Annotated in this window: 13 protein-coding genes and 2 riboswitches; of the genes, 9 read left to right on the forward strand and 4 right to left on the reverse strand. The window is 27.7% G+C overall.

Annotated elements, in window-relative coordinates:
• Positions 1 to 49: 49 nt before the first annotated feature.
• Positions 50 to 150, reverse strand: a riboswitch (purine riboswitch).
• A gap of 59 nt (positions 151 to 209) precedes the next feature.
• The 4 genes from GIL12_RS04215 to purE form a co-directional block, all read right to left on the reverse strand.
• Complete coding sequence (locus GIL12_RS04215) at positions 210 to 1109, reverse strand: GGDEF domain-containing protein (protein ID WP_163469112.1); 900 nt, start codon at positions 1107 to 1109, stop codon at positions 210 to 212.
• A 93-nt stretch (positions 1110 to 1202) separates the two neighbouring features.
• On the reverse strand, positions 1203 to 4895 hold the full coding sequence (locus GIL12_RS04220; protein WP_163469113.1) for a phosphoribosylformylglycinamidine synthase: 3693 nt from the start codon (positions 4893 to 4895) through the stop codon (positions 1203 to 1205).
• Positions 4896 to 4922: 27 nt separating this feature from the next.
• Positions 4923 to 6047: a 5-(carboxyamino)imidazole ribonucleotide synthase gene (gene purK / locus GIL12_RS04225; protein WP_163469114.1), complete on the reverse strand. Its 1125-nt coding sequence runs from the start codon at positions 6045 to 6047 to the stop codon at positions 4923 to 4925.
• Positions 6047 to 6535: a 5-(carboxyamino)imidazole ribonucleotide mutase gene (gene purE, locus GIL12_RS04230; protein ID WP_163469156.1), complete on the reverse strand. Its 489-nt coding sequence runs from the start codon at positions 6533 to 6535 to the stop codon at positions 6047 to 6049. The genes purK and purE overlap by 1 nt, the downstream gene beginning before the upstream one ends.
• A gap of 232 nt (positions 6536 to 6767) precedes the next feature.
• Positions 6768 to 6869: riboswitch (purine riboswitch) on the reverse strand.
• 214 nt (positions 6870 to 7083) lie between these two features.
• On the opposite strand from purE, the gene GIL12_RS04235 reads away from it, so the two are divergent.
• From GIL12_RS04235 to GIL12_RS04275, 9 genes are all read left to right on the forward strand, one after another.
• On the forward strand, positions 7084 to 7365 hold the full coding sequence (locus tag GIL12_RS04235; RefSeq protein WP_163469115.1) for an HU family DNA-binding protein: 282 nt from the start codon (positions 7084 to 7086) through the stop codon (positions 7363 to 7365).
• 119 nt (positions 7366 to 7484) lie between these two features.
• Positions 7485 to 8045, forward strand: coding sequence for a bifunctional adenosylcobinamide kinase/adenosylcobinamide-phosphate guanylyltransferase (gene cobU / locus GIL12_RS04240; protein ID WP_163469116.1), 561 nt, complete (start codon positions 7485 to 7487; stop codon positions 8043 to 8045).
• 15 nt (positions 8046 to 8060) lie between these two features.
• The gene (cobS, locus tag GIL12_RS04245; RefSeq protein WP_163469117.1) at positions 8061 to 8840 is read left to right on the forward strand and encodes an adenosylcobinamide-GDP ribazoletransferase; all 780 of its coding nucleotides are present in this window, start codon (positions 8061 to 8063) and stop codon (positions 8838 to 8840) included.
• Positions 8841 to 8850: 10 nt separating this feature from the next.
• The gene (locus GIL12_RS04250) at positions 8851 to 9444 is read left to right on the forward strand and encodes a histidine phosphatase family protein (protein ID WP_163469118.1); all 594 of its coding nucleotides are present in this window, start codon (positions 8851 to 8853) and stop codon (positions 9442 to 9444) included.
• Between the two features lie 3 nt (positions 9445 to 9447).
• Complete coding sequence (gene cobT, locus GIL12_RS04255; protein WP_163469119.1) at positions 9448 to 10506, forward strand: nicotinate-nucleotide--dimethylbenzimidazole phosphoribosyltransferase; 1059 nt, start codon at positions 9448 to 9450, stop codon at positions 10504 to 10506.
• A gap of 14 nt (positions 10507 to 10520) precedes the next feature.
• A complete protein-coding gene (gene radC / locus GIL12_RS04260; RefSeq protein WP_163469120.1) occupies positions 10521 to 11234 on the forward strand; it encodes a DNA repair protein RadC in 714 nt (237 codons plus the stop codon).
• A gap of 12 nt (positions 11235 to 11246) precedes the next feature.
• On the forward strand, positions 11247 to 12287 hold the full coding sequence (locus GIL12_RS04265) for a stage 0 sporulation family protein (protein WP_163469121.1): 1041 nt from the start codon (positions 11247 to 11249) through the stop codon (positions 12285 to 12287).
• Between the two features lie 2 nt (positions 12288 to 12289).
• Positions 12290 to 12964, forward strand: coding sequence for a tRNA1(Val) (adenine(37)-N6)-methyltransferase (locus GIL12_RS04270; protein ID WP_239056062.1), 675 nt, complete (start codon positions 12290 to 12292; stop codon positions 12962 to 12964).
• An 83-nt stretch (positions 12965 to 13047) separates the two neighbouring features.
• The gene (locus GIL12_RS04275) at positions 13048 to 13416 is read left to right on the forward strand and encodes an ankyrin repeat domain-containing protein (protein ID WP_163469122.1); all 369 of its coding nucleotides are present in this window, start codon (positions 13048 to 13050) and stop codon (positions 13414 to 13416) included.
• Positions 13417 to 13449: the final 33 nt, after the last annotated feature.

Below are 13449 nucleotides of genomic sequence, written 5' to 3' on the forward strand. Positions count from 1 at the left end.
TACAAAGCAAAATAATTACAATGAAATAAAAAGACAGTCACCCTGTCTAATATTGTATTCTTTTGCTTATAGTCTGCCAATTTAAGGTTGCAGGTAGAAACTCGTCGTCCATATCACGACTATTATATAAGCGTAAACTTTTATTCATCTATTTACTTCCTAAGAATATCATATTTTCCTTATTTTTACAACTACAAAATAATAAAAATTTATTTTTTAAACTCAACTCTATTTCTTCCATTTTTCTTTGCCAAATAAACCCCTTCATCAGCTCTTTTTATTAAGCTTTCAATTATTTCATCATTTTTAATAAGAGAAACACCTATGGAAATAGTAACTTTTATTTTTTCATTATCTATATCTAATTCGCTATTTTCAATAAGCATTCTAATTCTATCTGCAATTTCAATTATTCTTTTTTCATCAATATTTTCAAAAACTCCTATAAACTCTTCTCCACCCCATCTACCAATTATATCATTATCTCTGCAGGCACTAGTAAAAACTTTACCAACCATCTTTAAAATTTCATCCCCTATATTATGACCATAATTGTCATTAACTTTTTTAAAAAAATCTATATCCAAAAACATTAACCCAAAGGGAGTTTTTAAATTTTTGTATTTCAACATTACTGAATTTAAATGAACATTTAAATATTTTCTATTTGGAAGTTTTGTTAACTCATCTTTAAAAATATTTTCCATTAAATTATTATTAGATTGAAGTAACATTTTATTTGGAGATACATCTGTGAAAGTTTCAACAGCACCTATTATTTTTCCTTTTTCATAAATAGAAATAACTTTAACAATAACAGGAATTCTAAAACCATTTTTATGTCTTAAATATAATTTTTGTTCCCTTGGTTTCCCGTCATTCATAGTATCTAGCAAGGGACAACCTGATATGCATAATTTCTTCCCAGTTTCATCCACATGATTTAAGATATTATCACAACAATATCTATTAACTATTTCTTCTGATAAATATCCTGTTATTTTCTCTGCTCCTTTATTCCAAAAACTTATTTTTCTGTTTATATCTACAAAGTAAACTCCTTCACTAATTCCATTTAATATTTTTGTATATATTTTTTTTTCATCCATTTAACACCTCCACTTTAAGTTCCCATATTTGATTATACCATAAAAGAAAGGATAGTTTTAAAACTATCCTTTCTAAATTTTTAAATGATTTCATTATTTTTTAAAGAAATTAACTCCATTTTTGAAAATATCTTGCATTTTTTCCCCATATATATTTTTGTATAATCCCTCTTCATATCTTTCTGAATGTCCCATTTTTCCAAAGATTTTTCCATCTTTAGAAGTGATCCCTTCTATTGCATAGTACGAACCATTTAAATTATATTCTGTATCTAAAGTAGGTTCTCCATTTAAATCACAATATTGAGTCCCTATTTGACCATTTTCAAATAGTTCCTTAGCAAACTCATCACTAACTACAAATTTCCCTTCCCCATGGGATAAAGTCATTGGGAAAACATCCCCTATGTTAAATGATGACAACCAAGGAGAAGAATTTGAAGAAACTCTAGTATAAGCCATTCTAGAAACATGACGATTAATATCGTTTTTAAATAGTGTAGGAGAGTTTTCATTTAATTTATCCATATCTCCATATGGTAATAGTCCTGATTTTATTAGAGCTTGGAATCCGTTACATATACCTAACATTAGTCCTTCATTTTTTAAGAATACTTTAATTGCTTCTTTTATTTTTTTATTTGATAATATATTTGTTATAAATTTCCCAGATCCATCTGGCTCATCCCCAGCACTAAATCCACCTGGAATTGCAATGATTTGAGATTCTAAAATTTTATTTGCCAACTCTTTCATTGAATTATTAAGATCTTCAACTGTTAAATTATTAATAACAAAAATTTCTGATTTTCCTCCAGCTCTATTAAAGGCCTTAGCTGTATCGTATTCTGAATTAGTACCAGGAAATGTTATTACTAGAACTTTAGGATTATCATATAGTTTCTTTGCTTTTTGAGGCATTTCTACTACTTTTTCCTTTGGAACAATTAATTTACTCTTTATTTCATGACTTTTAGTTGGATAGATTTTTGAATATCTTTCTTCCCAAATTTCTATAGCATCATCTATATTTAATTCTACATTATTTATTTTTATAATTTTATTTTTACTAACTGTTCCTAGTAATATTCCAAAATTTAATTTTTCTTTTGATTCTACAATTATTCCCCCAGGAATTAAATCAAATAAATTTTCCTCTGTTTCTATCTCAATTCCTAATTTATTACCAAAGGACATTTTCATTAGAGCTTCTGATATCCCTCCAAACTTAATAACTGAAGAAGACACTATCTTTTTCTCTCTTATTTTCTCTCTTACATTTTTAAAATTATTTTTCAAGCTAGAATATACAGGAGTAAAGTCATCTTTGTATTGTGGTTTTACTAAGTATATATAATTTCCCTCTTCTTTTAACTCTGAAGATATAATATTATTTACATTTTCTGTTACAACAGCAAAGGAAATTAATGTTGGAGGAACATCTATATCCTTAAAAGTTCCACTCATACTATCTTTTCCACCTATTGCTGGAGTTTCAAACTGAACTTGAGCTTCCAATGCTCCAAGTAAAGCCATAAATGGTTTCCCCCATCTTATATCTTCTTTACCTAATTTTTCAAAATATTCTTGGAATGTTAATCTTGCCCTAGTGGAATCTCCCCCTACAGCTGTTATTCTAGCTAATGATTCTACAACTGCATATATGGCACCTAAATATGGTGATTTTTCACTTATATAAGGATTAAATCCATATGCCATTATTGAAGCTGTATTTGTATAACCATTTGTTGGAAATTTTTGTATACTTGCTTCACTTTCTGTAAGTTGATATTTACCTCCATATGGCATTAAAACTGTTGATCTTCCAACTGTTGAGTCAAACATTTCAACCATTCCTCTTTGAGAAGCAACATTCATATCCTTTAATGTTGATGTTAATTTCTCTTTTAAATCTCCTGTTTTATTAGATTTAAATATATTTGTATTGTCTTCTAGTGAAACTTTTACATTTTGTTCTTGAGTTACACCATTTGTATCTAAAAATTCTCTAGATAGATTAACTATTGTTTCCCCTCTAAATTTTATTATTAAATCTTCATTTTCTGTAACCTTGGCCACAATGTTTATATCTAAATTTTCTTTTCTTAAAAGTTCCCCAAATTTTTCAACATTTTCTGGAGCTACTACAACTGCCATTCTCTCCTGTGATTCACTAATAGCAAGCTCTGTTCCACTAAGTCCTAAATATTTCACAGAAACCTTGTCTAAATCAATTTCTATCCCTCTAGCTAATTCTCCAATTGCAACAGAAACCCCTCCAGCTCCAAAGTCATTTGATTTTTTTATAAGTTTTGTTACTTCTGGATTTCTAAAAGCTCTTTGAATTTTTCTTTCCACAGGTGCGTTACCCTTTTGAACTTCTGAAGAACACTTTGTTAAAGAAGAATCTGTATGTTCTTTAGAAGAACCAGTGGCTCCTCCCACTCCATCTCTTCCTGTTTTTCCACCAAAAACAAGAATCACATCTCCTGCTTTAGGTTCTTCCCTTAAAACATATTTCTTTTTAACTGCTCCTACAACTGCTCCCACTTCCATTCTTTTTGCCTTATATCCATCATGATATATTTCATTAACAAAAGTTGTTGCTAATCCAATTTGATTTCCATAAGATGAATATCCATGAGCTGCTCCTTTGGAAATTCTAGATTGAGGTAATTTATTAGGTAATGTATTTTCTAGTTTTTCACATATGTTTCCAGCCCCTGTAATTCTCATAGCTTGATATACATATGATCTTCCTGACAATGGATCTCTTATAGCTCCCCCAACACAAGTTGAAGCTCCACCAAAGGGTTCTATTTCTGTTGGATGATTATGAGTTTCATTTTTAAACATTAGTAACCATTTTTCTAGTTTCCCATCCTCATCAACTTCAACTTCAATACTACAAGCGTTTATTTCATCTGTAATTTCCATATCATCTAATTTACCTATTTTTCTCATGTATTTCCCGCCTATAGTTCCCATATCCATTAGAGTCATAGGTTTTCTATTTCCATGAACTTGTTCTCTTAGTTTCAAATAATTATCATATGACTTTTGTATTCCCTCTGTCATATTACCTTTAACTATTTGAATATTTTTTAAGTAAGTTTCAAATGTTGTATGTCTACAATGATCTGACCAATAAGTATCTAAAACTTTTATTTCAGTATCTGTTGGATTTCTTTTTTGATCTCTAAAATAATTTTGAATATGTTGTAAATCTCCTAAACTCATAGCAAGTCCATTTTCATCTATAAAATTTTCCAACTTTTCTTGAGAATAGTTTATAAACCCTTTTACAATAGGTACATCTTCAATGGTTATATCTTCTTCATTACTTAATACATTTAAATCCTTTTCCCTTGTTTCTATAGGATTAATTATGTATTTTTTTATTTTATCAAAATCATTTATATCCCCTTCTAGTACAATAACTCTTCCACTTTTTATTTTAACATTTTCTTTATTATTTAGAAGAACTAAACATTGTTCTGCTGAATCTGCCCTTTGATCATATTGCCCAGGTAAATTTTCTATAGCAATATAATTTTTACCATTTAAATTAATTTCATCATACACATTATCTGTCACTACTTCTGATAAAACTTTTGATTTTAAAAGTATTACATCTTCATCTTCACAATTAAATACATCATATACATTGAATAATCTTAAATCCTTTACTTTATCTTCATGTAAATTTTCTTTTAATTCATTTAAAAGAGATTTCCCTTCAACTCTAAATCCTTCTTTTTTAGAAACGTATATTCTTTTATTCACTTTTTTCTCCTTATATTTTCATAATGATTATTTATTATATATTTCATTTGCTCTTATTATTAAATCTTCAACATTATTTCCAACTATATTTAAATGTCCCATTTTTCTGTTAAACTTATTTTCACCCTTTTCATAAATATGTAAAATCTCATTTTTGTTCAAGGATATTTTCTCTATTTTTTTTACATCTTGTCCTAAAATATTTAACATAACTACATTCTTTAAAAGTTTAGGATCTTTTATCTTTTTCCCACAGATAGCATCAATTTGAATATCAAACTGAGAATTATCACAGGCATCCATTGTATAATGAAAAGAATTGTGAGGTCTTGGAGCTATTTCATTAACATAAATCTCTCCATCTTTCCCATAAAAATATTCTATTGCTAGGGGTCCTACAAAGTCTAATCCATTTATTATTTTTTCACTGATTTTTTTAATTTTGTCAGTTACTTCTTTAGATACTCTAGCGGGAACTATTGTTAAATGTAATATACTATTTTTATGTATATTTTCAGCAACTGGGAAAATAGCTACACTTTTATCTGTGCTCTTTACAACAAAACAAGATAATTCACACTTAAAATCTATCATTTCTTCTAATATATATTCTCTTTTTCTAAATTCTTCTTTTAGTTCTTTTTCTACTTTTTCTTTATCCTCTTTGGTTTTTATAATCCATTGACCTTTCCCATCATATCCCCCTGTACAAGTTTTAAGTATACAAGGATAACCTATTTCATTTATGCCCTTATCAAAGGAATTTTCCACATTTATTATTTTAAAGTTTGCTGTTTTTATACCTAAATCCTTTATCTTGCTTTTTTCCCTAAACCTATGTTGGCTTATGAACAATGGCTTTATCCCTTGAGGAATATAGCCTCCATTATTTTCTATTACATCTATTGATTCTGAAGTTACATTTTCAAATTCATAAGTTATTACATCTGATATTTTTGACAATTCTAAAATACTTTCCCTATCATTATAAGGTCCTAGAATATGCTTTTGTGCCACTAAAGCAGCACATACATCCTTTCCTGGATCTAAAATTATAGTTTTGTATCCTTTTTTAATAGCACTTTCACAAAGCATTTTTCCAAGTTGTCCTCCACCTAAAATTCCTATACTTTTACCTTTCTCAATAATCATTATAAGTCTACCTCACTTGTTTCTAATACTTTATTTTTTTGATCTTCTCTAAATTTCAATACTTTATCTGCAACTTCTTCATCCATTAACCCTATTATCTCAGCTGCTAGAATTCCTGCGTTTTTAGCACCTGCATCTCCTATGGCCAATGTCCCAACAGGAATCCCCCCTGGCATTTGAACTATTGATAGCAAAGAATCTTTTCCACTTAATGCTCTTGATTTTATTGGAACACCTAAAACTGGAACTGTAGTTAAAGCTGCCACCATTCCAGGAAGATGAGCTGCTCCCCCTGCTCCTGCTATTATAACTTTCACTCCTCTACCCCTTGCTTTTTTTGCATAGTCATACATTAAATCTGGTGTTCTATGAGCTGATACTATTTTCACTTCATAATCAATTCCAAACAATTTTAACATTTCAACAGCTTTTTCCATTGTTGGAAGGTCTGATCTGCTCCCCATAATTACACTAACCATTGACATAATTACCTCCAAAAAATTTATTTAAATATTTTTAGCTTACTTTAATCAAAAAAAACGCCATAAATCAAGGGCGAACTATCCCTGAAATTATGACGTCTAATAATTTATAATTTATCTTTTTAAAAACTTGTTTTGTTTTAATAAAAAACATTGCTTAGTCCCCTTTTTTTAATCTATAAAAAAACAAATGATTACACCAACCATTTGAAAAAGCAACTTAAGTTATAACGAGTTTTCATTATATCTTTGTGCCTATAGTCTACTAATTTAAGGTCAGTAGGTAGAAACTTGTCATCCGTATTATGACGTTTATATAAGCTATTATTCAATTAATTAACCCTAGAGTATCACACTTCTTAGATTTTTTCAACTGGGAATAATAAAAAAATAAAATTTTTTTCATCCTAAAGAATGAAAAAATCTTGACTAAAATTTTACAAAAAAATTTTTTTTATTTTTTTAAAACAAAACCTTTCTTTTCTCAGTCATAGTAAAGTAATTAGGGTGAGTTTTATATTTCTTATTTATTCATTTTTTAAAAAGGAGATTTTATGAAAAAGAAAGAGTTTGCAGAATTATTTATGGTTAAAGCTGAATTGAAAAGTAAGGAAGAAGCAAAAAGACAAGTTGAACTATTTATTGAAACTATGAAAGATGCTTTAGAAAGCGACGAAGTTCTAATTTTTAGAGGATTAGGTACTTTTGAAAGAAGAATTACTAAAAGAAAAGAAGGAAGAAATCCAAGAACTGGTGAATCTATCAAGATTACTCCTAAAAAATATATTAAATTTAGAGTGGGTAAAGATTTAGAAGATAGATTAAATAATAAATAACATTATGCAATACAAGGAAAGAGCAATTAATATTAATTGCTCTTTTTATTTTGAGAATTTTATTTAAATATATGTTATAATTATCAATATAAATATTTTTATTTAGGAGGTTGTTACCCTTGGGAAAAGTTATTTATGTTAGTGGAGGAGCTCGAAGTGGAAAAAGTTCTTTTTCTGAAAAATATATAGAAAAAAGATACTCTAAAAAAATTTATTTAGCCACTGGAATTCCTTTTGATGAAGAAATGAAGGACAGAATAGAGAAGCACAAAAAGCAAAGAGGTAAAAATTGGAAAACAATTGAAAATTATAAAAATCTTGCAAATATTTTAAGGGATCATATTCAAGGATATGATATTATTTTACTAGATTGTTTAACAAATTTAATTACAAACTATATGATTGGAAACAAGGATATAATTTGGGAGAAAGCAATTCCTAAAGAAGTTGACAATATGAAGGAAACAATACTTAAAGAAATTTCTTCTCTTATTGACTTTACAAAAGAAAATAACATTGATATCCTAATAGTTTCAAATGAAGTTGGAATGGGAAGTATTCCTGATTATCCACTTGGAAGATTTTTTAGAGATATAAATGGAAAACTTAATCAATTTGTAGCTACAGAATCTGATGAAGCATACTTCATAGTTTCTGGTTTACCTATAAAGTTGAAATAATACTTAGGAGGATTTATGAAAGGATTCATTTTACTATTAAAATTTATGACTAGATTTCCTGTTCCCATAGAGCCTGAATATGACTCTAAAAAGCTAGGGAATAGTATGAAATTCTTTCCATTTGTTGGAATTATAATTGGAGTTTTACTCTATGTTATATATTATTACGGAAGAATAATTATACCATCACCTTATATTCTTGCTACTATTTTAGTTTTATCTGAGATAGTTATGACTGGAGGACTACATCTTGATGGCTTAGCTGATACCTTTGATGGAATTTTTAGTTATCGTAGCAAACAAAAAATGTTAGAAATAATGAAGGATTCTAGAGTGGGAACTAATGGAGCACTTGCTCTAATTATATATTTCTTTTTAAAGGTACTTTTACTTGCTGGACTTAAAACTAGCTTCCCTTTTCACGGAATGGGTATTGCTGTTCTTATGACTCCAGTAATAGCAAGGGCAAATAGTGTCCTTAACTGCTCTGTTGGGAAATATGCTAAATCTGTTGGTATGGCCAAGGATTTTGTTAAAGAAACAACTAGACAAGGGGCTACTTTTGCAATACTTTCTTCAACAATATTTTTATTTTTAGTTCAAGGAATTTTATTTCCTAAACTAAATCCTATTCATTTAGTTAATATTGTATTTGTTATCCACGTTTTAGGAATTTACTTTGCTAAACTTATGGATAGAAAAATAGGTGGTATTACAGGGGATACTTTAGGAGCTATTTTAGAACTATCTGAAATATTATTTCTTTTAGGATTATACATATCTTTCAGTTTCTAAAGGAGACTTTATGGGAAAAATTATTTTAGTTAGACATGGGGAAACTAACATGAATAGAGATAATCTTTATCATGGAATTCTTGACCCCACATTAAATGAAACTGGTATAAAACAAGCTGAAAAAGCTTATAATATAATTAAAAATATTTCTTATGATAAAATTTTTTCAAGCCCTTTAAAGAGAGCCTATGAAACAGCAACAATTTTAAATTATAAGAAGCTGGATATTGAATTTTCTGATAAAATCAAGGAACTTAATTTTGGAATTTTTGAAGGATTATCCTATGAAGAAATTTCACATAAATATCTCTATGAACTTAAAGAAGCTACTAAAAATTGGAAAAATTATAACTTTAAAACAGGAGAAAGTCCTTGTGAATTACAAAAAAGGTCTGTCCAGTTTATAAACTCTTTAGATAAAGATTTAAATTATTTAATAGTTACTCACTGGGGTGTAATATGTACAATTTTAAGCTATTATTTTTCCTACAATTTAAATGCTTATTGGAAATTTAAAATTGATAACTGCGGTATTGTAATTATTGAATTTACCAAGGATAATTTCCCGATTTTAGCAGGATTTAATATTGGAGGATGGAATTAATTTATGAAAAGATTTGAAGAAAGTTTAAAGGAAATAACTCCTTTAAATAAAAATTCTATAGACTTATGCGAAAAAGTACTAAATTCGAAAATGAAACCTATTGGAAGTTTAGGGAAATTAGAAGATATTTTAAAACAACTTGCTGGGATTTTTGAAAATAGATTTGATAAAATTCATTTAACACCTTGTCATATTGTAGCTGCTGCAGATAATGGAGTTGTAGAGGAAGGGATTTCCTCTTGTCCTAAAGAATATACTTCTTTAGTTTCAAAATCAATGCTAAATGATTGTGCTGCTATAAGTATCATGTGTAATAATTTAAATGTTGATTTTAAACTAGCAGATGTTGGTATCTGTGAAAATTTAGATATCTACTCTAGAAATTTCTATGATTTTAAAAATTTAAAGGGTACTAACAACTTTCATAAAAAAGAAGCTATGACAAAAGAACAAGTAATTGAAACTATTGAAAATGGTATAATTATGATGGAAGGTCTTGAAAATAAATATGATATATTTTCAAATGGAGAAATGGGTATTGGAAACACCACTACTTCTTCAGCTATTCTTTATTCTCTTACTAAATGTAGTATTGAAAGTGCTGTGGGAAAAGGTGGAGGACTTTCAGATGAAAAACTTTGTATAAAAAAGAAAATTATTTTTGAAAGTTGTATAAAATATAATACATTTCAATTGGATCCTTTGGAAATAATGGCTTGTGTAGGGGGATTGGATATTGCTTTTTTAGTTGGACTATATATTGGAGCAGCTAAATGCAAAAAAATAATGCTTGTTGATGGATTTATATCTGGAATTGCTGCACTTGTAGCCTGTAGATTAAACCCTTTAATTAAAAATTATATTCTTATAACTCATTTAAGTGAAGAACCTGGAATGAAATTAATAATAGAAGAATTAAATCTTAAACCTTTTTTATTTATGAATATGAGATTAGGAGAAGGAACTGGAGCAGTTTTAGCACATCCAATGATGAAATGTGCTTTAGACATTTACAAAACAATGAAGACCCCTGATGAAATATATAAACTTTTTAAAAAATAGGAGTTTGATGTTCTATGGTGAAAGATAAAAATTATTTAGGTCATAGGGAAAGATTGAGACAAAGATATCTTTCCTCTGGATATAAAGGATTTTTTGATTATGAAATCTTAGAATTAATACTAACCTTTGTTATACCTCAAAAGGACACTAAGGATATATCTAAAAATCTTTTAAGTCATTTTGGCACACTGGAAGGAGTTTTAAAGGCTGATATAAAATCCCTTTGTAAATTCAACAATATTACTGAAAGAATCGCTATTTATTTGAATTTGTTAGGAGATTTATCCCTTTACTCTTTTGAAGATAAAATAAAAAAAGAAAATTTAAAATTAGAATTAGAATCTAATGATAATATACAAATAAAAACAAAAAAACAACTTATTAATTATTTGAAAAATAATATTGGATTTTCTAAAAATGAATCTTTTAAAGTTTTATTTTTAGATACTTCTAATAATATAATAAGTTTTGAAACATTATTTATAGGAACCATTGATAAAAGTGCTATTTACCCAAGAAAAATACTAGAAAGAGTTCTTTATCACAATGCACGTTCCATAGTGCTTGCCCATAATCACCCTTCTGGAAATACTTATCCATCTAGAAAAGATATTGAGCTTACAAGTTCCATGGAAAATTTTTTTAAAATGGTAGATGTTAATATAATAGACCATATTATAATAGGAAAAAATTCTTATTTTAGTTTTCTAGAAGAAGGAATTATATAAATTGGAGGACCAATGAACAATATAAATGAGAAAAAAACTAATCATGTAAATCTTGATAAAAATATAAATAAAAAATCGAACAAAAAATCAAAGGCTAATGTTGAAACACACAATGTTAAAGTGGATACAACTCCCAAGGAAGAAATTAAAAAAGAAAAACAAGAGGAAAAGTTTTTTAATGTTTTAGGAATAATATTTGAAATTACAAAAAAAAGATATTATTTTCAAGTTGTAGATGACAAGGAAACTTATAAAAAGGGAGACAAAGTAATTGTAGATACCATTAGAGGTCAAGAGATTGGGACAGTTTATATTGCCCCTATGATCCTTTCTGAAAAACATTTAGTTCTACCTTTAAAACCTGTTTTGAAAAAAGCAAGTGACAAAGAAATTGAAAAATATTATGCCTTAAAGGAAGAAGCTAAAAAAGCATATGAAATTGGAAAAGAAAAAATAAAAAAACATGAACTTCCTATGAAACTTATTAATGCTGAATTTACTTTTGATAAAACAAAACTTATTTTTTATTTTACTGCAGAAGGAAGAATCGACTTTAGAGATCTTGTAAAAGACCTTGCTAATATTTTCAAACTTAGAATTGAACTTAGACAAATTGGTGTTAGAGATGAAGCTAGAATACTTGGAGATATTGGTGTTTGTGGTAAAGAATTATGTTGTAGAACATTTATAAATAAATTTAGTTCTGTATCTATTAAAATGGCAAGAGATCAAGGACTAGTTATTAATCCTGCTAAAATATCTGGAGTTTGTGGAAGACTTTTATGTTGTATAAATTATGAGTATTCTCAATATGAAGCAGCTCTTAAAAACTTCCCAGCTGTTAATCAATATGTTAAAACTGCTAAAGGTGATGGAAAAGTTATAAGTATAAATCCTCTAAATGAATTTTTATATGTTGATGTTCCTAACCAAGGAATTACTAAATTTAGCATTCAAGAAGTTAAGTTTAACAAAAAGGAAACTAAAAAAATTAAAAATGAAAATCCTACTCAACATGATGTTAAACATTTAAACTTACTTGAAAAGGAATAATTATGGAAAACATAGACTTAACTATCTTTCAAGATGAAACTAAAATCTATCAGCTTACAAATGGATTTAGATTTTCTGTTGATCCTATTATTTTAGTTGACTTTTTCAAAGGAAATCCCACTAAGAAAATTTTAGATATTGGAAGTGGGTCTGGTATAATTCCAATTCTTTTGGCTAAAAAAAAGAAAATGGAAAATATAACTGGTATAGAAATTCAAGAGGATTCCTTTGAGTTACTTGAAAAAAATTTAAAGGAAAATCATCTTGAAAATAAAGTGAGAGTTATTTTAGGAGATGTAAATGACTTTAAAGAAGGTAACTCCTTTGATTATATCATTTCAAATCCACCATATATGACTTTAGATGGGAAAAAAATATCTTCTAATAAAAACAAACAGATTTCTAGACATGAAATTTCTTTGGATTTACATTCTTTAGCAATAAATTGTAAAAGATTATTAAAACCTAGGGGGGAGATATTTTTAGTTCATCGAAGTTTTAGATTTTTAGAAATTGCCAAGGAATTTGAAAATATTGGACTTTCAATTTCAGCAGTTAAATTTGTATATTTTAATAAATCTAGTGATTCTAACTTAGTTTTAATTCAGGCTTCAAAGGGCAAAAAATGTATTCTGAAATTTCTTCCACCACTTTTTTTAGAAGAAAAAGCTTATTAACACTTGAATTTAATAATTTTTATAGTATAATAGATACTATAAAATATAAAAATAATTTTTAATATAACTAGGAGTAATAAATAATGGAGTTGTTAACGTTTTTAGAAAATAATGATTTAGAAAATTTTGAGGAGAATCTCAGTATTTCCACTATTGAAGAAACAGACCGAAAAGGAAATACTATACTTCACTTTGCTGTTTTAGAAAAAAAGATTAACTTTGTTGAAGTTTTACTTTATCATGGAGCTGATCCAAACATTGAAAACAAAGAGGAAGATACACCTTTACATATGGCTGCTAGACTAGATTCAGATGAAATTTTTGAATTACTTTTAAAATATGGTGCTGATTTGTATCAAGAAAATAATTTCAATGAAATCCCTAAGGATATTGCAGAAGAATATCATAGCAAAAAAGTTTTAAAAATTATTGAAAATATTGAAGAAGAATAAATTAAACTTATTGCCAATCAATAGATTGGCTTT

Source organism: Fusobacterium sp. IOR10, assembly GCF_010367435.1.
In the GTDB taxonomy this organism is placed as follows: Bacteria; Fusobacteriota; Fusobacteriia; order Fusobacteriales; family Fusobacteriaceae; genus Fusobacterium_B.